The sequence below is a fragment of the Lactococcus petauri genome, assembly GCF_023499275.1.
GTDB classification, from domain to species: Bacteria; Bacillota; Bacilli; order Lactobacillales; family Streptococcaceae; genus Lactococcus; species Lactococcus petauri.
Map to the genome: position 1 here is coordinate 1,428,171 of NZ_CP094882.1, position 18,927 is coordinate 1,447,097.

Sequence of the window (18,927 nt, forward strand, 5' to 3'; positions counted from 1 at the left end):
TTATCTCTCGCTTACTTTGACCTTGACTGTAGCTGTTACATCACGGTGCAATTTGATTGGAACATCTTTAATTCCAAGCGCTTGAATCTTATTAATCAATTGAATTTTACGTTTGTCTACTTTAACATCCAATTGACTTTGAAGTGCTTTCGCGATATCTGCTTTATCCACAGCACCGAAGGTGTGACCTGTCGTTCCAACCTTCATCTTGATTTCAACCATTACATCATCTTGTTCAAGACGTTCTTTCAATGCTTTAGCTGCTGCGAGCTCTTCAGCTTCTTCTTTTTCTTTAGCTTTTGTTTTACCTTGAAGTTCTGCCACAGCAGCACTTGTTGCAACTTTTGCTAAATTTTTCTTAAGGAGGAAGTTATTTGCATAACCTGTTGGTACTTCTTTGATTTCGCCTTTTTTTCCTTGTCCTTTTACATCTGCTAAAAATACTACTTTCATTGTTCGTTCTCTCTTTCCTTAATTAATGCGATGAGGTCCTTTTTGACTTCATCGATATTTCGTTCGTATATTTGTGTTGCGGCGGCATTAAAGTGTCCGCCACCTCCCATGGCTTCCATGATCGTTTGAACGTTATAATCTTTAAATGAACGCGCCGAGATGGAAATATAACCATTTTGATGATTTGTAATAGAGAATGCTGCTTGAACATCTGCCATATCTAGCAGAGTGTCTGCAGCTTTAGCTGTCGCAACATTGTCATATTTTTGGTTGGGTTTACCTAAGGCAACCACAACTCCTGGGGCAACATATTCTGAGTTGAGAATAATTTCATTAATTTTTTTATATTTTTCAAACTCAGTAGCCAAAATTCCTTTAATCAGGTTATTGTCAGCACCTTGCGAGCGTAGATAAGCAGCCACTTCAAAAGTACGGGAAGTTGTTGCTTTGGTGAAATGTTTCGTGTCCAACTCAATCCCAGCCAGTGCAATACTAGCATCAGTTACCGTCATTTTCGAGTTATATTCATGAAATTGTAAAAGCTCGACTGCTAACTCACTGGCTGAACTTGCACTTGATTCAATATAAGAAAGCAAGGCATGCTCAGGGAAATCATCATCCCGACGATGGTGGTCAATAACAACCAGTTTACTAAAGGACTTATAGAAATCAAGACTGAGTGTTTGTGTCGTCTTCGAGTGATCAACCATGATAAGCAAGGAGTTTTCAGTCTTCATATCAAAAGCTGTTTCAAGTTTAATAATATGTGCGAAGCCTTCTTCAGTTTCGTTTGCTAGATCAATAGCTCGGCTCACCTCTGGCATCAATTGCTCCGGATCATAAACCACATAAGCTTCTTTTCCTGACATGTTGACAAAGTTTTTCATCGTAATTGCCGCCCCTAAGGCATCCATATCTGGGAAGCGATGCCCAACGATAAAGACATCTTCACTTTCACTAATGATAGTTTGCAAAGCTGTTGAGATGGCCCGCGCACGCGTTCTTGATTTTTGAGTACGGCTTTCAGAATTACCACCGAAATAAATTGTTTTGGCTTGCGGTGTGTTCTCCCGAAGGACTGCTTGGTCCCCACCGCGAACTAAAGCTAACTCAAGATTGTTGAGGGAGGTTTTACCAATACTTGGGAAATCATTCCAGCCATAGGATACCCCCACAGATAAGGTAAGGGGAATCTTGCTTTCAGCTGAATTTTTCCGAAAATCTTTCAGTAAAGAAAACTTATCCTCAATCATTCGGTTCAAAATGCCATAATCACAAAAGAAATAGTAACGGCTGCTTGATACACGACGTAAATAAACACCGTACTTGCTTGCGAAACTTTCCAAATTGCTGGCAATCAAACTATTAACCTTGGTCCGTTCACTGTCCGCAATCAAATCGGTGACATCATCATAGTTATCAACCGAAATACTTCCAATAACAGCACGACTTTCCTGCAAGCTCTCACGACTGTTAGCCTCAGAAGTTGCATCTGCTAAATAAATAAGATTTTTTTCATCATCTAAGGTGATAAAATATTTTTTCTTCTCAATCGTGAAAAATTGGTTTCTTTCTTCATGATACTTTTGAATAATTGCCTTAACTTCTTCTTTATCAAGGACACGATCATCCCCATGGTAAATCAAATCGATAAAGGGATTGAACCATTCCGGTTCATAGGTCTCTTTATTGTAGCGAATGACACCGATAGGCATATTGTCCAAGGTTGCATTGAGTGAGTTTTCTGCTTCATCATTTATTTTTCTGATGAATTCCACTCTTCTTAAACGATAATTTCGAGCTTGAAGTAAGATGCCGACTGTGATAAGGATGTTCATCAAAAACAGATAGAACACAGCCATCATTCGTGAGCCCGAAAAGATAAGCAAGAAACTTTCCAGAGCTTGCACGATAACCATGACTAACACAATTGTTATTGGTGAAAATCTCTGTACACTTTTCATTTCCTTCTCCTTTTATGCGTCTATTTACACATTGGCTATATTTTTGAATGCGCAAGGCTGTTAATTTGTTGAAAGACTTTCTAGCTTTTCTTTAACAGCCGTGAGATTGGGGAACCATGCATCTGCTGCAGCCTGATTCATTCCAAAACGCGTATCTTCAATAGCCCAGACTGTAGCTCCAGCTGCCTTACCTGCGGCAATACCTTTTTCGGAATCCTCAATGATTAAGGTTTCCTCAGGCTTTACATTGAGCGCCTTCATGCTCAGCTGATAAATCTCTGGATGCGGTTTGGTTGCTTTCAAGTCATTACCAGAAAGAATCGACTTAAAGTAGGGACGTAAACCATGTACATTAAGCATTTCGTCAATATCTTGCATGGCCGAACTTGAAGCTAAACCAATTTTATAGTTATCTTTTTCTAAGGCTTCTAAAACGGCCTTAACATCTGGGAAAAGCAATTCTTTGTAAGGAAGTGGATTATTGTCTTTTAGTTTTAAATATGCTGCGTGTAGCTTGGCTGCTTCGTCTTGGTCAAAATCTACACCTAAGATTTGCGGCCAGATTTCTCGCATGTTTCCTCCAATAAAATCAGAGTATTTCATATGTTGAATTGAAATATTATGATTGCTAAAGAATTCTTCACGTCTTTGAGCATAGAATTGTTCCGTGTCAACGAGGACACCGTCCATGTCAAAAATTACCGCTTTAAACTTATTCATTTTCACCTAAAACTCCCTAATTGTCTGCTTATATCTGCTTTATTATAACATATTTTGGGGCGGAGTTTGTGACTCGGATGTGAAAAGCATAAAAACCGCCTTACAGCGATTTCTTTTTTATTTTTTCTTGTTGTCTTCTTCACGCACACGCGCTTTTCGCAAGGCAATTCTCTTTTGTCTTTCAAGCTCACGCTCTATTTTTCCTTCCGGGGCATATTTTTCTTCCCAATCATCAGGTTTCAAAATTTTATGTGTTTCTGGATCAAAATGCGGTTGCCCATCTGGGAAAATTTTACCCATATTTGCTGCATGGACAAAGTTGAAAATATCATAAGGATCAACACCAGCAAGCACTAAACTTCCATAAGTAAAGTAAAGTAAATCAATCAATGCATCGACTTCACCAATCAGCGGCGCTTCTTCTTTTGCTTTGTGTTTAACCTTGCGGACTGCCTTATCCACATCTGCATGGAGATTTGCTGTCAGTTCGTCAAACTTATCACTATCCCCGTTTGCTGAAGCATAGAGAAATTCCACAATTTCTTCGACCTTAAATCCGGCACGATAACCCGCTTCCAGCGGTGGAAAAGCACGCGGAATCTCTTGGCTTCGCCCGTCCATCATTTTATGGAATTCTTTTACTTTATTAAAGTTTTGATCACGTGAAATAAAATTATTACTGGTTGAGAAATCAATCAGACCATAATGCGCAAGTGCCTTAGCAATCCCATCATGATTGTTACTTGTCGTGACATGTGTCGCTTTTTGCTTCACAAGGTCAGAAGCATTACCCATCGCGATACCATATTCGACATGTGTTAACATTTCTAAATCATTTTCCGAATCACCAAAGGCCATGACTTGATGTTCATTGAAACCATAACGCTCACCAATCATCTTGATACCACGAAGCTTGCCAGAATCACATGGAATCATATCCACAGAGTAGGGATTGCTGCGTGTAATCATCAAATTAGGAAATTCTTTTTCAAGCATTTCCGTTTCTGATTGAGTTGCGACCATCATGACTTGATAAATGGGCTCACGCAAGATATTCAGAAAATTGGACTGTGGAACCACACGACGTACGACATGCTTGAAACTGTTTCGCGCAATGTCCGAAGTGCCTGATGGTAAAATACCTGAAATAATCCCTGCCATCCGTGTTTCACCAAATTTCAAAAGTTTAGAGCCGTTAACACCATGAGCTGCTCCTAAAGAGATATCTCGATGATTATCTTTGGCAAAACGAACGATTTTGCGTAAGGTCCTCTTATCAATCTCTTCTGCATGCAAAACAGCTTTCGGTGTAAAGATGTATTGTCCATTATAAGTTACCGCAAAATCTAAATGAAGTTCCTCCATCAAAGGTAAAGCAAAAGCAGGGCCTCGTCCTGTAGCGATCCCGACTAATATATCTTTACGTTTTAATTCATCGATAGCAACGCGCGTACTCGGAGCCACTGATCTTGTCCCCGTAAAAAGAGTGCCGTCTAAATCGAAAAATACTGCTTTTATATCCATTTCCATGCCTTATACTCATAAATTCTTCATGTGTTTATTGCTTATCGGCTAAATTCACCCCGTCGTTAAGCTTTCTTATCCTATTAATTATACAGGTTTTTTTCCAAAATTCCACGAATAATGGCTGTTCCCAAAATTTAAAATGCTACTCTTTTTAATTATTTTCTAAATGGTTGAGGACTTAGCTTTGTCGCTGTTTATTCCCTCCTATAATATGCTATAATAAATTTACTTTATTGACGTTTGAAAGGAAATTGACTAATGAAAAAGATTTTAGTGTTGCATACTGGAGGGACCATTTCTATGGCGGAAGATGCCAGTGGTCGCGTGGCGCCAAACGCGGTTAACCCTATGAATTCGGTAGATATGCACCTTGATTCGATTCACATGGTCGCTGAAGATATTTTTAACCTTCCTAGTCCGCACATCACCCCAAAAGAAATGCTCTTGATCAAAAAACGTATCAACAGAGCTTTCGACCAAGAAGAATTTGACGGTGTTGTCATCACTCACGGCACGGATACACTTGAAGAAACAGCCTTCTTTTTGGATTCAACAATTCCACGTGGTATGCCAATTGTATTGACAGGCGCAATGCGCTCAAGCAACGAATTAGGAACAGATGGTATCTATAATTTCCTCAGTGCACTCCGTGTTGCTGCTGATGATGCTTCTCATGATCGCGGTGTTCTTGTAGTAATGAATGATGAAATTCATTCAGCACGATATGTAACAAAAACACATACGACCAATGTTTCGACTTTCCAGACACCAACGCACGGACCAGTTGGCTTAGCCACAAAGCACAAACTCTTCTATTTCCATACTGATGGCGAAAATCAACATCTTGATATTTCTTCTGTTAAAGGAAAAGTCCCGATTGTTAAAGCTTATGCCGGAATGACCGGTGAAGTCTTTGACTTATTTGATTTGAGTAGTTTAGATGGCCTGGTTATTGAAGCGTTGGGGGCAGGTAATCTCCCCCCTACAGCCGCACAAAAATTAATGAATATTATCAAGCTTGGTATTCCTGTGGTACTCGTTTCCCGTTGTTTCAATGGTATAGCGGAACCAGTCTACGCCTATGAAGGTGGTGGTTCTAAACTGGCAGAAGCTGGTGTGATGTTTGCACCTGAAGTAAATTCTCAAAAAGCACGCATCAAACTCTTGATTGGCTTGAATGGTGGCTTGGAAGGGCACGCACTTAAGAAGTTTGTCGAAAATTAAAAAACAGACGAGACAAGTTCTCGGCTGTTTTTTTCTCAATCTAAGTTCCAAAATATTTAGTTTAATGAGCAATCATTTCTTGTGCTATTTCTTGTGGCGATAAATCACTTGGATAAAATGTTGGCCAATTTTCAAGCTCCTCAAGTACTTTTTCCTGACTGTCTGAACCATAAAAAATATGGAAATGTGCTGCCTTCATCGGTGAAATCGCATGATCACTAAACTGTACATATTTGAACTCGCCAGCATTATTATCATCGGTTTCAAAAAGATACCTCACTCCACGATTACCTTTTTCGTAATTTAAAATTTTAAATCCTTTGTACTCATAGTGATATTTATGTTTTACATTATTTTTCGTAAAGGTCATTGTATGGCTATCAATCAAAATATTACTCACATCACTCTCATATCCCTTTGCATAGTACTTCTTATATGCAGAAGGCGACTTATCTCCCTTAATTTTTGATTTATAATCAAACACCTGATCTAAAGTGCCATTTTGGAGCAAAGGGTACACTGACTGCCAATTTCCTGCGTAGTCAGTCAATGAACGATCTTTGACATCAGTATCCGAAAAATATCCATTTTCTACATTTTTTTCACTTTCAGGAGAGTGTTCTGCTTTTATTTCTTTACCTTTAACAGAGGTCGTTTTCTTAAGGGATTCCAAATTCTCCTCCATTACAGAGATATAGTTTTCCCCCTCCTTAATTTGTTTTGCTGTAAGACTTTCTAATGGATTTAGAACAGCCATTTTTACTTTGGCTTCACTCGCTAAAGTTTTTGCGAATTTATTGTTTGAATTATTTTCAAAATAAATATATTCTATGCCATTATTCTCTACATATTTTTTTAATTCCGCTAAGCGTGCGGCAGAAGGTTCTTGTTCAGGATTAAGTCCTGATATGGGAATTTGTTTTAAACCATAGTCTAGAGCTAAGTAACGAAAAGCTGCGTGCTGGGTTACAAAGCTTTTCTGATTTGCATTTTTTAATTCTGAACTAAATTTTTCATCCAATTTTTTTAACTTACTCAGATATTTTGCAGAATTAGTTCCAAATGTCTTAGCTTTTTGTGGGTATAGTTTTTTCAGCTGCTTCTCAATCACTTCAACTTCTTTTATTGCCATTTTAGGAGATAACCATGTATGTGGGTCATAATCATGATGATGCCCTTCTTCCTCATGGTTATGCTCCTGCTCTTCTTCCATTCCAGGAAGTAAAAGAAGTCCTTGAGTTCCTTCAATAATTTTGGGGTTATCCTTCTTCCATGAAGCTTTAGATTTATTGACCCATGTTTCCATATTTTCATTATGGTACACAAAGACATCTGAGTTGCTAATTGTTGTCATATCTTTTGCTGAGGGTTCATAATCATGTGGCTCAGCCCCTGCCGGAACTAGCAGCTTAACTTCACCTTCATCTCCCACAATATTCTTTGTAAATTCATAGACGGGATAAAAGCTCGTAACAATAGACAGTTTTTCGCCATTTGTGTTTGTTGTGGCTTTATTTTGAGTTGTGTGACAAGCAGTGAGCAAGCTTAGTGATACGACTCCTAATAAAGCAACTCCTATTTTTTTCTTATGATTAAACGCTCTTTTTTTCTTTTCCTTATAAAATATTACCACCTAAAATCTCCTTTTTAGTTCGTTTTTTAGTTTACCGGTTAAGTATATCTTATTCTTTTCATTATGTCAACCAGTTAACTAATTTTTAAATTTTGTGCTAAAAAAAAAACAGCTGAAGAATCCTTTTCCTTCAGCTGTTTTTTTTATAAAAATTTTTTAACAAAGTACTTCTACTATTTCTTCTCCAAATTATCTTGCAACTCCTGCCAAATTTGCTCATTTTCTTCCAAAGAATATGAGTTAGCGCCAGAAGCTAAAGCATGTCCACCTCCATCGTGCTTTTTAGCAATTTCGTTGATAGGTACAGTTTTTGAACGCATCCGAACACGATAGTGTCCGTCTGCTTGTTCCACAAAAATCGCCCATGATTGTACATCGCGGATACTTCCTGGGGTGCCAACGATACTTGATGTTTCGGCATCCCGTAAATTGAATTTTTCCAAAACCTCTTTACTTAAAAGCACACGTCCTGCACCATTTTCGGAAATTTCAAGATTTTCGTAAACATATCCTTGCAAACGCGCGACTTTCATATCAAATGAGGTCATTTCTCGCCCTAATGCTGGACGGTCAAAGTCAAACTCTGCAAGCTTACTTGCTAAATAAAGGGTTTGAGCTGAGGTTGCCGGATATAGGAAACGTCCAGTATCACCAACAATCCCTCCATAAAGAAGACGCGCTGCTTCTTCATTCAAAGCTAGCCCATGGTTCAATGCAAAATCCGTGATAATCTCGGAAGCCGAACTGCGATCTGGCTCAACCAGACGTAAATCTCCGTAAGCATCATCATTTGGATGGTGGTCTATTTTAATGACATAGTCTGCTTGCATCCATCTGTCATCATCAATCCGTGGTGTATTTGCTGTATCACAGATGATACTAAGGTATTTTGTCCCCGACTCCAGCTCCACCTGATCCATCTCGGCCAAATAAGTAAGTGTTGGTTCATCATAACCCACAGCATAAATTTTCTTTTCTGGGAAATTTGCTCTTAAAATGGCACGTAAACCGCACTGAGAGCCTAGCGCATCTGGATCTGGATTTTTATGACGATGAATGAGAATCGTGTCGTATTCTTTGATTTTTGTAAGTATTTCTTTCATTATTTTTTTCCTTATGTAATTTGTAGATTCACAACTGCTTTGGCGATGATATTGTTGACATAATAAATTTCAATATCTACAACCGCGCCTAAACGGGTCTCGTTGATGACTTTAGGATAAATTTCCAAGAGATTATCAATCGCGACCGTGCCCATCACGTTGAGATTCATTGACTCTAGGATAACATTTCTGCGTCGTCTTTTGTCAAGCGTTCTTTGAACAACGATTGCGACAATCTCACTCAGAGCAGCACTTGAAATATTTCCGACATTATTGACCATGAGCGGTTCAACCATCACAGTATATGCAGAGCCTTTTTCACTGATTTTACTGGACATGTCTTCACTAAAGGTATGTGTCACTTGGCTTTCTTCTTGGCTTCTTTGAAGACTTTCTAACACTTCAGACTTGGTCACCACACCAGCATAAGTGTAATCCTTATTCACGATCGGCATGATGTCATAACCTTCATGAATCATCTTTTGTGAAATGCTCGCCACCGTCATTTTTTGCTTGGCAACAGCGGGATAGTTCATCAGCTTGTTAATCTGCGTATCTAGACTTTTATGAGCAATATCGCGCATACTGACAACTCCAACAACCACACGATGTGGATTAACTACCACAAAACTGCTTAAATTGGTCCGTTTCATCAACTCCATAAAGTCTTTTACCGTATCTTCTTCACGTAATGCAGGGCGATGATCGTGGGAAATTTCAGCTACTGTGATGATATCTTTTTTTATCAATTCATTTGCTAAAGCATGACTGATACGATTTGCAACTGTAAAGGTGTCGTAAGTCGCGCGCATAAGCGGAATCCCCATCTCATTTGCATAATCAATAACATCTTGATCAACATCGAACCCCCCTGTAACAAGCACAGCGCTTTGACCATGCAAAGCCATACTCTGAATGTCTTTACGGTCACCGACAATCATCAAACTGTTTTTCATCAAAAACTTTTTCACACTTTCCGGCTGCATGGCACCGATGGAAAAACGACTAAATTCAACCTCAAGTCCAGCATGTCCACCCAAGATTTCAGCACTGGCAATTTCAGCAATTTTTCCGAAAGTCAACTTATGGTTACGTTTTTGTCCTTTCACCGATACTCGAACAGTACCTGAGCGGTCATTTACAGCAACTAAACCACGATTTTCTGCTTCTTTAATGGCACGATAAGCTGTGCCATCTGCCACTTTTAAACGATTAGCGATACTACGGACACTGACTTGCTTACCAATGTCAAGTTTTTCTATATAATTAAGAATTTCTTCGTGTTTAGACATGAGATACTCCTAAGACTTGATTTCCTTTTTTAATAGCAAACTCCTCAAATTCAGAGATGCGTCCTTTATTGTATTGTGTGCTACCTTTAAAACGGCCAATTCGCTTATAGCCTACTTTTTGAGCCACCCGTATCGAGCTGAGATTTTCCCGATCACAATTAAGCACAAGTTGCTTCAGTCCAATCTCTTTAAGACAAACTTGGGTTACAGAAGCGAGCACTTCAGTCATCAGACCTTGATTCCAATATTTTTTGTGAAGCACATAGGATAATTCTGCTGTACCCTTTTGCTCAACCAGCTTTGAAAACTGAATCAAACCAATCATTTTTTGCTCTGATTTTAGTTCGATTGCCCATTTACCTAAGGGCTCTTTCATGAAATGATTGGCTATGACAAAGCTGGTATGTGCAAGATTTGGATGGGGATTAAAGACAAATTGAAGATTACTTGCATCAGAGCTATATTCAAACATATCGGCTGCATCAGACATGACAAAAGGGCGAAGCCACAGCCTGCTGGTTTCAATCTTTTGGTGTTCCGCAAGTTTTACATTGATATTCATTCTCACTGTTCCAGATTCTTATTTTTAATAAGCCTATTATATCACGTTACTTCTGCTATCTGTGATATAATTTCATTACTATGAACTATAGACGGATAAATCTCAAATTAGAGCACCCGCTTGCCTTTTGGTCTGCTTTCCCTGACCCTAGTGAGCGTTTTTTTTGGTACGATAGCCAAAAGCAAACGTTGATTATTGCCAGTCAACGCTTGCAAGCTGTGCAAGAACAAGATATCGCAAACTATCCTTACGTTTTTTACAGCCAGAGTTTTTTTGATGAAGTAAATGATGAGCTTTGGCAAGATTTCGGAAACGAGATTGTCGCTTTTAAGCATTACTTTGTACAAACACCTACAGAGTCTTATGTTTTGTCCTTTGATTCTCTCCCAGAAATTACGGACGAAAAGGGAAGTAAACTGTCCAACAGCTATACAGAAGAAGCTTCGGATTATCAAGAATGGCAAAGTCTTTACCAAAAGTTACAGGAAAATATTGCGCAGGGCAAAACAATCAAAATCGTAGCTTCTCGTCAAATTAAATTTACGAGTGAGCAGACTTTTAAGATTGAGCCAATTCTTGAGCGGTTGATAGAAAATAACCCTTCAGCTTTTATTTTTGCTTATCATAAAGCTGGTAAAACATTTCTTGGTGCTTCACCTGAAATTTTGGTCCAGAAAGAAGGCAATCATATTCTGAGCTATGCTTTAGCTGGAACCTTTCCCCGTTCCCTCGCTCATGGCGACACTCGCTTACTTCAAGACCCGAAAAATCTTCATGAACACCAAATTGTTGTCCAAAAGATTAAGGACAAGATGTTAGAGAAGTCACCCCATGTTCAGATAGGGGAAACGGGGATAATGGCTTTGAAGAATGTCTTTCATCTTCGAACACTCTTATCGACGGTTGATACGTCCCATTCCTTAATTGATTGGGCCAAGCACCTTCATCCTACACCAGCACTGGGCGGACAACCTAGTAAAGCGGCGCTTGACTTCCTCCGTGCCAATGAAAAACATGAACGCGGACTTTACGCGGCACCTTTAGGTCTAATCGATGCTCAAGGAGATGGAACACTCATCGTCGCCATTCGTTCAGCACTATTTGATGGGAAAACATGTTACGCCTATGCCGGTTGCGGCATTGTTGCCGCTTCAGACTGTCAAGCTGAATTTGATGAAACAAAGATAAAATTAAAAACAATACTCGAGGCACTTTAAAAATGAACAATGAATATTTAGCACCACTTGTTGATGAATTTTTCAATCTAGGCGTACGTGAAGCTGTATTTAGCCCGGGTTCACGTTCAACAGCTCTTGCCATGCTTTTTGAAGAGTATGGAAAATATGACACTTATGTCAATATTGATGAGCGCTCGGCTGCTTTTTTTGCCCTTGGTATAGCCAAAGCTCAACAACGTCCGGTAGTTCTTATTTGTACTTCTGGTTCTGCTGCTGCTCACTATCTACCCGCCATTACTGAAGCGAAACACAGTCGTGTACCTCTGATTATTTTGAGCGCGGATCGGCCCAATGACTTGCAATTTGTGGGCGCTGCGCAAACCGTAAATCAGGCGGATTACTTTGGCAAATTCGTTAACCATTATGAAGAGTTAAGTCATCCCAATGCTAATAATTTATGGACTTATCCACGTAAGGTCGCACAACGTGCCTATATGGCATCTACCAATGTTCCCGCTGCTGCCGTACAAATCAATGTGCCTATCGGTGAGCCTTTGATTCCAGAACTCAACCCGGAACATTACCAAAAAGGTCGCAAGCCTTTCTCTCTCAGTCAAGGGAAAATTCAGCCGCAGCTTGTTCCTGAATTAAGCGGCAATGTGATTATTCTCGCAGGACCTGATAGTAACTCGGATTATCAAAAAGCACTTTTAGACCTGTCAGAAAAGATTCATGCACCTATCTTGGCAGATCCTTTGTCTAATTTACGTAATTTTAGTCATCCCAATATTATTGATGCTTATGATGCTTTTCTCACACAGCCAGAGATCCTCAGCACACTTAAAGTTGACTGTTTCCTTCAGTTTGGTCAAATTCCTGTATCAAAACGCGTTTTACAATTAATTGCTCGCAATCCTGAGGCAGAATATATCCAAGTTGATTCGGCACTTGATTATCGCAATCCAAGTCAAACCACGACACAGGTTATTCAGGCTGATGCAGCCCTTTTTTGTGAAGCAGTTCAACCTTCAACTTCTGGTAAAAGGGCACTCAAGCAGTGGCAAGACTATCAGCACTCCATGCGCCATAAACTCAATACAGTTAAAGATGAAACCGCACCTTTTGAAGGACGTTATGTTCAAAGTCTGCAAGACCTTCTTCCGGAACAAGCACAGCTTCTGATTTCTAACTCGATGGCCATACGCGATGTTGATTACTTTTGGCGCAGTCGTCAAGCCACTGTTCGTCTTTTAGGAAACCGCGGTACCAATGGTATTGACGGACAAGAGTCAACCGCGTTAGGTATATCTACGAGCGGACAACCTACGGTCCTCTTAACCGGTGATCTCTCTATGCTTCACGATATCAATGGCTTAATCGTAGGCAAAACCCATCAGCTCAACTTGACTATCGTCCTTTTCAACAATGACGGTGGCGGAATCTTCCACCATTTGGCGCAAAAGGGGCAACCACATTTTGACTATCTGTTCTCAACGCCACACGGTTTAGATTTTGGAGGCTTAGCACAATTGGTGGGCTTGAATTATCATCTCGTGGAAGATTATCAGGACTTTGAAAGACAATTCAGTCAAAGCTTTACTCAAACAGGTATTCATCTTCTGGAAATAAAAACAGACAAGGATGTGAGCTTAGACTTGCACAAAAAATATACGACTTATGCTATTTGAAGATAAATATATCCAGATTGATTCACTTAACTTTCATGTCCGAATCCATGGTCAAGGTAAGCCCCTTTTAGCCTTACATGGTTTTAGCCAGTCTGCTTCGACTTGGGATGCTTTAGATATACCAGGCTACCAAATCTTTGCTTTAGACCTTGTGGGACATGGTAAGTCCAGCAAGCCGGAACAACTTGATGCTTACCGTTTGGTAAACATTTGTGCGCAACTCCGACAAATCATTCAAAACCTTTTTCAAGAAAAAAGCTACAGCTTACTGGGCTATTCCATGGGTGGACGGATTGCACTGCAATTTGCACTGAACTTTCCTGAACAGCCCATTGAACAACTTATCATTGAATCAGCTGCCCCTGGCATAGCTGATAGTAATCAACGTGAAAAACGTCTCCAAGCTGATCTTCACTTGGCTGAACAAATCGAGGAAAATGGTGCTGTCTGGTTTGCAAATTATTGGGGCGCACTTCCCATCTTCAAAAGTCAACAAAATCTTTCTCAGGAAGAGCAATATAAAATTTGGTCCAGTCGCGCCCTAAATGCACCTCATGCCCTGGCCCAAACTTTACGCGCTACCAGCCAAGGAAAGCTTCCAGACATTTCAGATAAGCTCCCAGATTTAAACTTGCCCCTAATCTATATCACTGGAGCTCTGGATCAAAAATATAAACGAATCGCTGAACAAATCGGTACTTATCCAAAAGCGCAAAGTCTGATTGTGGAGGGCGCAGGGCATAATGTACATCTGGAACTACCTCAACATTTTAATTTAATCTTAAAGACACATTTGCATGACTCAGCCATGCTATAATGAATAAATAAACAAAAAAGGAGACAAATTATGTCAAAATATAACTGGCTTGCTTTAGACCGCAAGTACGAAGATGTCATCTATGAAACTTATAACGGTATTGCGAAAATTACGATCAATCGTCCTGAAGTACGTAATGCGTTTCGCCCTAAAACAGTGGTGGAACTCATTGATGCCTTTACTGTAGCGCGTGATGACACTTCGATTGGTGTCATTGTTTTGACAGGTGCTAATCACGGCCAAGGCGAAGACAAAGAAGCTTTCTGTTCTGGCGGCGACCAAAAAGTCCGTGGCGACGGTGGCTATGTTGGTGAAGATCAAATCCCTCGTCTTAACGTCTTAGACTTGCAACACTTGATCCGTATCACTCCAAAACCTGTTATTGCTATGGTCAACGGTTTTGCTATCGGTGGCGGGCACGTTCTCCACATCGTTTGTGACTTAACGATTGCTTCTGAAAATGCTAAGTTTGGTCAAACAGGCCCACGTGTTGGTTCTTTTGATGCTGGTTATGGTGCTGGACTCTTGGCTGCTATGGTTGGTCAAAAGAAAGCACGTGAAATATGGTTCCTCTGCCGTCAATACACTGCACAAGAAGCAATGGATATGGGCATGGTAAACACTGTTGTACCTTTTGATCAACTTGAAGACGAAACAGTTAAATGGGCCGAAGAAATGCTTGCCTTGTCACCAATGGCACTTCGTATGCTTAAAGGCTCAATGAATGCTGCAACTGATGGACTTGCTGGCTTGCAACAATTTGCTGGTGATGCAACGCTCATGTACTACCTCAGCGATGAAGCCAAAGAAGGGCGCGATGCTTTCAAAGAAAAACGCAAACCTGACTTTGATCAATTCCCTAAATTCCCATAAGCTATGAAATGGTTAAAAGAACAGGCTGAAAAATCGCCAAATAAACTTTTCTTAAATCAACTGACTTTTAAAGAAGTCTACGATAAAACTGTTCAGACAGCCCAACATTTAAACAAAGAAACAGCTAGGCACAACCGCCTAGCTCTTCTTTCAGAAAATTCGCCAGAGATGGCAATTGTGCTCTTTGCGCTGTTGGCTTTGGATAAGGAAGTCCTCTTGCTCAACACTCATCTTACAGCTAATGAAATTCGAGAGCAACTGACTGAACTTGATGTGGAACTGCTGATTGCTTCGGACCAGCAAACCTATCCAGCAGACTTGTCTTTCTCTGATATCCATTCTTTAGAAACCAGCAGAGCTGTGCTCAATTGGCAGCCAGCGCCAGAGAAAATTGCTGTAATCATGAACACCAGTGCGACAACTGGAAAGTTCAAATCAGTACCTATCACTTGGAAAATGCTTGCGGCACATGTGGCTGCTTCTGCAATAACCATGGGCGTTCTTCCAGAAGACAACTGGCTTGTCGTTCTCCCCATGTTTCATGTCAGTGGTCTATCCATCATCATGCGCAGCCTCTATAATGCCACTCAGGCCACCATACGTGCTTCTTTCGATGAGGAAGAGTTGATTAAACTGATTAATAACAGCTCGGTCAATATGGTTTCCATGGTACCGACCATGCTTAAACGTGTTCATGAAAAAATTGCTGCCAAAAGTCTTCGCGTCCTCTTGTTAGGGGGAGAATTTATTCCCCAACCTTTGATACAGGCATGTTTCGCACAAGGTCTACCTGTCTACAAGACTTACGGGATGACCGAAACTTTTTCCCAATCTGTTACCTTCAACATTTTGGAACATCCGGACAAGCTAACTTCTGTCGGTCAAGCACTTCCTGGCGTGGAGATTAAAATTTTAAATCCTGATGCTGATCAGGCTGGCGAAATACATCTAAAATCGCCAATGCTCATGAAAGGTTATCTTAATCAAGAGGACGTTCATCTATTCAACACAGGAGATATTGGCTATCTTGATGAGGACAATTTCCTTTATATTCTCAATCGTCGTAAAGATATCATTATTTCCGGTGGAGAAAATATTTATCCCAAAGAGATTGAGGATTTACTCTATAGCTTAGAGGGAATTGTCGAATGTGCGCTTGTCCCGCAGGAAGATCAGACTTGGGGACAAGTGCCACTTCTTTTCTACGCTGGAGCGCCCGATATACAAGAAATTACAAGCTTTTTGCGTCAACGTCTGGCCAAGTATAAACTTCCCCGTCAGATTATCAAAATGAATGCTCTACCCAAAAATGCCTCAGGCAAAATCCTTAGGAAAAATTTAAAACATGAAGCTTAGATCGATTAGTTTGAATCACGTCCAACTTCCGATGAAGTTTAACTTCAAGACAGCCAAAGGTGAGCTGAAGCAGCGTGACACCATTATTATCATTGCCGAAGACGAAATCGGCCATCGAGGATATGGTGAATGCGTAAGCTTCACCATACCTTTCTACACGCAAGAAACGTTTGACAGCTCATGGGAATGCTTGTCGCAGACTTACATTCCAAAAGTAATAACAGCAAACTTCACACATCCCTTTGAGATTCATGAGTTTTTTGAGCAGCCCTTACCGATGGCAATGGCAGGTTTGGAGAATGCCTTGTTGGATCTTTATTACAAAGCCCAAGGAAAAAATACAATCGCTGCCCTTTTTCCTGAGCCATTGACAGAAGCTTTATCCCGTGGGGCCGTCTTGGGCGATGTGCCTTTTGAGCAGCTTCCTGAAAAAATCGAAGCCTTAATCGCCCTAGGTGTGGAAAGAATAAAGCTTAAAATTAAGCCCACAGATGGTTTTGAACGCATCCAATATGCTGTGGAGCATTATCCTCAGCTCCAATGGGCTGTTGATGCCAACCGCTCTTATGCCCTTGAAAATATCGAAGCGCTGGTAAAGCTCGATCAATTTGGACTTGTCTGCATTGAAGAGCCTTTTGCTACTGATAATCTCGAAGATTATAAAGACATTCTTCCGCAGCTTTCAACACCTATCTGTTTTGATGAAAATGTCCAAAGTTGGAGTGATTTACAGACCCTTTCTCAACTTAAGGGGAAAACCATGCTCAATATCAAAATTGGCCGCTTAGGTGGACTTTATCAAACAAAAGAAGCTATCGCCTTTTGCCGGAAAAATAACATTTCCTTCTGGATTGGCAGTATGGTCGAAAGTGGTATTTCCAAGATATTGCATACACAACTGGCCACTTTAGGCGACAATGCCATGCCTGGGGATTTGTCAGATTCGTCCTATTATTTTACAGAAGATTTAATCGTACCAGAGATTAAATTTATTGAAGGCAAGATGAACAGACCGCGTGGCAATGGCTTGGGTGTATCTATCAATCAAGAAGCACTTGCATATTACACCGTGAAAAAGGAGATTTTTACATGAATTTAATTGAACAGCTGGGTATTCAAAAGCTGGTTTTAACCCCAACAGGTTTTACCGCTCAAATGCCTTTAGGAAACTTTCACGCGCAACCTCAAGGTTTCTTAAATGGTGGTGCAACGCTGGCCTTTGCTGAGGTTGCTGCTGGTATGGCAAGTAATCTCTTGCTTGACGATAAACATTTTGCTGTCGGCCAAGCGGTCAATGGCAATCATTTGAACCCAACTAAAGCAGCAGGAATACTCTTTGCTCAAGGTCTTCTTCTGCACAAAGGTGGGCGTACACATGTGTGGGAGCTGAAGTTTACAGATGCGCGTGAGGTTTTAGTGGCACAAGTCACTGTAACCAACGCTATTGTGGCAAAAAGATATGAATAAAGACAACATAATATTTACAGAATTGGTGGATATAGATGAAGCCGAACTTGCGGATATCAATCAATTAATTATCGACACTTGGGCTTATCAAGAGTGGAATAAACAAGAAAATGTCTTGCCTATGGCTGATTTTTTTCTTGAAACAATCCTCTTGACCTCCACAAAAGTCTTTGTCGCTAAAGATAAGGGGAAAATTATCGGCGTCGTCGCTGCTGCTCTCACTCCTGATTTACTTCCCAAAAGTCGGATAAGGTACCGCCAACTTGAAGCTCTGAGTTTAATTATCAACCAAGGAAAACCAGAAACCGTTTTTGACTTTTACTTGGAAACCATGAAGCTCAATGAGGAACTCATACAGCAAAGCAAGGAAACCTTTGATGCTGCCTTAAACCTCTTAATCTTAAATGAGAACTACAAAGGCTTAGGTCTTGGCAGCACACTCTATCAGCTTTTCCTTGATTACTTAAAAGAAAATAAAGCAAAAACCTTCTTCCTACTTACAGACAGCTATTCCAACTATCCTTTTTACGAGAAGAAAGGCTTAAAAAGAATCGCCGCACAGCGTTTCTCTTGGAGTAATGATACGGAAGTTTCAGAAGAAGATGTTGAGGAATATTATGTTTATGCGGGGCGCGTAGGTTGACTCATTTACTAATATTACTCCGGAAATCATCGCATCGACACATTAGAATTTTCTTAACTTCACAAAGTAATCCCGCTGTTATATTGTTAGCTCCCTCCATATTTGTAGAATAATTTTCTTCATCTTTCAATGAATTTTTAAAAATTAAAACACTTAAAATGTGATAATATTTTAGGTAAATATATTTTATCTTGAGAAAAAAGCTTGATAGAGAGGAAAAACAACAATGACAAGAGGTAAATTAAATACAGATAGGCTAAAGGATAATCAATGACTGAATTATTTACAATCCTATCCGAAATCGCAAATTTTTTCTTAGCTCTTGGTGTTTTGTCATTAGCACTTGACCAAAGCCGTACTAAAAGAGAGCTTCGGGAGATTAAACGGATTCTTTTAGAAAAGGAATGAAAGTAAAAAGCTTATATCA

General features: G+C 40.1%; 18 protein-coding genes. 10 read left to right on the forward strand and 8 right to left on the reverse strand.

The genetic code is table 11. The features are described from left to right. The 4 genes from rplI to lgb_RS06960 form a co-directional block, all read right to left on the reverse strand. Entirely contained in the window at positions 1 to 453 is a 453-nt protein-coding gene (rplI, locus tag lgb_RS06945; protein ID WP_014024508.1) for a 50S ribosomal protein L9, read from the reverse strand. After that, complete coding sequence (locus lgb_RS06950) at positions 450 to 2,417, reverse strand: GGDEF domain-containing protein (protein ID WP_019293206.1); 1,968 nt, start codon at positions 2,415 to 2,417, stop codon at positions 450 to 452. The genes rplI and lgb_RS06950 overlap by 4 nt, the downstream gene beginning before the upstream one ends. 60 nt (positions 2,418 to 2,477) lie before the next feature. After that, a complete protein-coding gene (locus tag lgb_RS06955) occupies positions 2,478 to 3,137 on the reverse strand; it encodes an HAD family hydrolase (RefSeq protein WP_019293207.1) in 660 nt (219 codons plus the stop codon). A 117-nt stretch (positions 3,138 to 3,254) separates the two neighbouring features. After that, on the reverse strand, positions 3,255 to 4,661 hold the full coding sequence (locus lgb_RS06960) for a Cof-type HAD-IIB family hydrolase (RefSeq protein WP_029343385.1): 1,407 nt from the start codon (positions 4,659 to 4,661) through the stop codon (positions 3,255 to 3,257). Between the two features lie 261 nt (positions 4,662 to 4,922). Here lgb_RS06960 and lgb_RS06965 point away from each other — a divergent pair, with 261 nt between their 5' ends. Next, the gene (locus lgb_RS06965) at positions 4,923 to 5,888 is read left to right on the forward strand and encodes an asparaginase (protein ID WP_019293209.1); all 966 of its coding nucleotides are present in this window, start codon (positions 4,923 to 4,925) and stop codon (positions 5,886 to 5,888) included. 61 nt (positions 5,889 to 5,949) lie between these two features. Here the strand turns inward: lgb_RS06965 and lgb_RS06970 are convergent, their stop codons facing one another. From lgb_RS06970 to lgb_RS06985, 4 genes are all read right to left on the reverse strand, one after another. Further along, positions 5,950 to 7,521, reverse strand: coding sequence for a zinc ABC transporter substrate-binding protein AdcA (locus lgb_RS06970; RefSeq protein ID WP_019293210.1), 1,572 nt, complete (start codon positions 7,519 to 7,521; stop codon positions 5,950 to 5,952). A 173-nt stretch (positions 7,522 to 7,694) separates the two neighbouring features. Further along, on the reverse strand, positions 7,695 to 8,624 hold the full coding sequence (locus lgb_RS06975) for a DHH family phosphoesterase (protein ID WP_019293211.1): 930 nt from the start codon (positions 8,622 to 8,624) through the stop codon (positions 7,695 to 7,697). An 11-nt stretch (positions 8,625 to 8,635) separates the two neighbouring features. Beyond that, positions 8,636 to 9,916, reverse strand: coding sequence for a DRTGG domain-containing protein (locus lgb_RS06980; RefSeq protein ID WP_249663185.1), 1,281 nt, complete (start codon positions 9,914 to 9,916; stop codon positions 8,636 to 8,638). Next, the gene (locus lgb_RS06985; protein WP_019293213.1) at positions 9,909 to 10,478 is read right to left on the reverse strand and encodes a GNAT family N-acetyltransferase; all 570 of its coding nucleotides are present in this window, start codon (positions 10,476 to 10,478) and stop codon (positions 9,909 to 9,911) included. The genes lgb_RS06980 and lgb_RS06985 overlap by 8 nt, the downstream gene beginning before the upstream one ends. An 80-nt stretch (positions 10,479 to 10,558) precedes the next feature. Between lgb_RS06985 and lgb_RS06990 the strand changes: the two genes are divergently transcribed. The 9 genes from lgb_RS06990 to lgb_RS07030 all read left to right on the forward strand — a co-directional run bounded on the left by lgb_RS06990 (position 10,559) and on the right by lgb_RS07030 (position 18,908). Beyond that, positions 10,559 to 11,695 carry an isochorismate synthase gene (locus lgb_RS06990; protein ID WP_019293214.1) on the forward strand — a complete coding sequence of 379 codons (1,137 nt, stop codon included), beginning with the start codon at positions 10,559 to 10,561 and terminating at the stop codon, positions 11,693 to 11,695. Positions 11,696 to 11,697: 2 nt separating this feature from the next. Then, the gene (gene menD / locus lgb_RS06995; protein WP_019293215.1) at positions 11,698 to 13,344 is read left to right on the forward strand and encodes a 2-succinyl-5-enolpyruvyl-6-hydroxy-3-cyclohexene-1-carboxylic-acid synthase; all 1,647 of its coding nucleotides are present in this window, start codon (positions 11,698 to 11,700) and stop codon (positions 13,342 to 13,344) included. Continuing rightward, positions 13,334 to 14,161, forward strand: a complete 828-nt coding sequence (gene menH, locus lgb_RS07000) for a 2-succinyl-6-hydroxy-2,4-cyclohexadiene-1-carboxylate synthase (protein ID WP_019293216.1) — start codon at positions 13,334 to 13,336, stop codon at positions 14,159 to 14,161. The genes menD and menH overlap by 11 nt, the downstream gene beginning before the upstream one ends. A 30-nt stretch (positions 14,162 to 14,191) precedes the next feature. After that, positions 14,192 to 15,034, forward strand: coding sequence for a 1,4-dihydroxy-2-naphthoyl-CoA synthase (gene menB / locus lgb_RS07005; RefSeq protein WP_003134096.1), 843 nt, complete (start codon positions 14,192 to 14,194; stop codon positions 15,032 to 15,034). 3 nt (positions 15,035 to 15,037) lie between these two features. Further along, positions 15,038 to 16,390, forward strand: coding sequence for an o-succinylbenzoate--CoA ligase (gene menE, locus lgb_RS07010; protein WP_019293217.1), 1,353 nt, complete (start codon positions 15,038 to 15,040; stop codon positions 16,388 to 16,390). After that, positions 16,380 to 17,483, forward strand: coding sequence for an o-succinylbenzoate synthase (gene menC, locus lgb_RS07015; protein ID WP_019293218.1), 1,104 nt, complete (start codon positions 16,380 to 16,382; stop codon positions 17,481 to 17,483). The genes menE and menC overlap by 11 nt, the downstream gene beginning before the upstream one ends. Further along, positions 17,480 to 17,857: a PaaI family thioesterase gene (locus tag lgb_RS07020; RefSeq protein ID WP_019293219.1), complete on the forward strand. Its 378-nt coding sequence runs from the start codon at positions 17,480 to 17,482 to the stop codon at positions 17,855 to 17,857. The genes menC and lgb_RS07020 overlap by 4 nt, the downstream gene beginning before the upstream one ends. Next, a complete protein-coding gene (locus lgb_RS07025) occupies positions 17,850 to 18,500 on the forward strand; it encodes a GNAT family N-acetyltransferase (RefSeq protein WP_064305323.1) in 651 nt (216 codons plus the stop codon). The genes lgb_RS07020 and lgb_RS07025 overlap by 8 nt, the downstream gene beginning before the upstream one ends. Before the next feature lie 270 nt (positions 18,501 to 18,770). Next, a complete protein-coding gene (locus tag lgb_RS07030) occupies positions 18,771 to 18,908 on the forward strand; it encodes a hypothetical protein (protein ID WP_019294124.1) in 138 nt (45 codons plus the stop codon). Positions 18,909 to 18,927: the final 19 nt, after the last annotated feature.

What these genes read in the sequence shown, in the direction of transcription:
- menB (WP_003134096.1), top strand. Translation starts at nt 14,192, where the DNA reads ATGTCAAAATATAACTGGCTTGCTTTAGACCGCAAGTACGAAGATGTC.
- lgb_RS06960 (WP_029343385.1), bottom strand. Translation starts at nt 4,661, where the DNA reads ATGGATATAAAAGCAGTATTTTTCGATTTAGACGGCACTCTTTTTACG.
- lgb_RS06955 (WP_019293207.1), bottom strand. Translation starts at nt 3,137, where the DNA reads ATGAATAAGTTTAAAGCGGTAATTTTTGACATGGACGGTGTCCTCGTT.
- lgb_RS07030 (WP_019294124.1), top strand. Translation starts at nt 18,771, where the DNA reads ATGACTGAATTATTTACAATCCTATCCGAAATCGCAAATTTTTTCTTA.
- lgb_RS06990 (WP_019293214.1), top strand. Translation starts at nt 10,559, where the DNA reads ATGAACTATAGACGGATAAATCTCAAATTAGAGCACCCGCTTGCCTTT.
- menD (WP_019293215.1), top strand. Translation starts at nt 11,698, where the DNA reads ATGAACAATGAATATTTAGCACCACTTGTTGATGAATTTTTCAATCTA.
- menC (WP_019293218.1), top strand. Translation starts at nt 16,380, where the DNA reads ATGAAGCTTAGATCGATTAGTTTGAATCACGTCCAACTTCCGATGAAG.
- lgb_RS06975 (WP_019293211.1), bottom strand. Translation starts at nt 8,624, where the DNA reads ATGAAAGAAATACTTACAAAAATCAAAGAATACGACACGATTCTCATT.
- menH (WP_019293216.1), top strand. Translation starts at nt 13,334, where the DNA reads ATGCTATTTGAAGATAAATATATCCAGATTGATTCACTTAACTTTCAT.
- lgb_RS06985 (WP_019293213.1), bottom strand. Translation starts at nt 10,478, where the DNA reads ATGAATATCAATGTAAAACTTGCGGAACACCAAAAGATTGAAACCAGC.
- lgb_RS06980 (WP_249663185.1), bottom strand. Translation starts at nt 9,916, where the DNA reads ATGTCTAAACACGAAGAAATTCTTAATTATATAGAAAAACTTGACATT.
- lgb_RS07025 (WP_064305323.1), top strand. Translation starts at nt 17,850, where the DNA reads ATGAATAAAGACAACATAATATTTACAGAATTGGTGGATATAGATGAA.
- lgb_RS07020 (WP_019293219.1), top strand. Translation starts at nt 17,480, where the DNA reads ATGAATTTAATTGAACAGCTGGGTATTCAAAAGCTGGTTTTAACCCCA.
- rplI (WP_014024508.1), bottom strand. Translation starts at nt 453, where the DNA reads ATGAAAGTAGTATTTTTAGCAGATGTAAAAGGACAAGGAAAAAAAGGC.
- menE (WP_019293217.1), top strand. Translation starts at nt 15,038, where the DNA reads ATGAAATGGTTAAAAGAACAGGCTGAAAAATCGCCAAATAAACTTTTC.
- lgb_RS06965 (WP_019293209.1), top strand. Translation starts at nt 4,923, where the DNA reads ATGAAAAAGATTTTAGTGTTGCATACTGGAGGGACCATTTCTATGGCG.
- lgb_RS06950 (WP_019293206.1), bottom strand. Translation starts at nt 2,417, where the DNA reads ATGAAAAGTGTACAGAGATTTTCACCAATAACAATTGTGTTAGTCATG.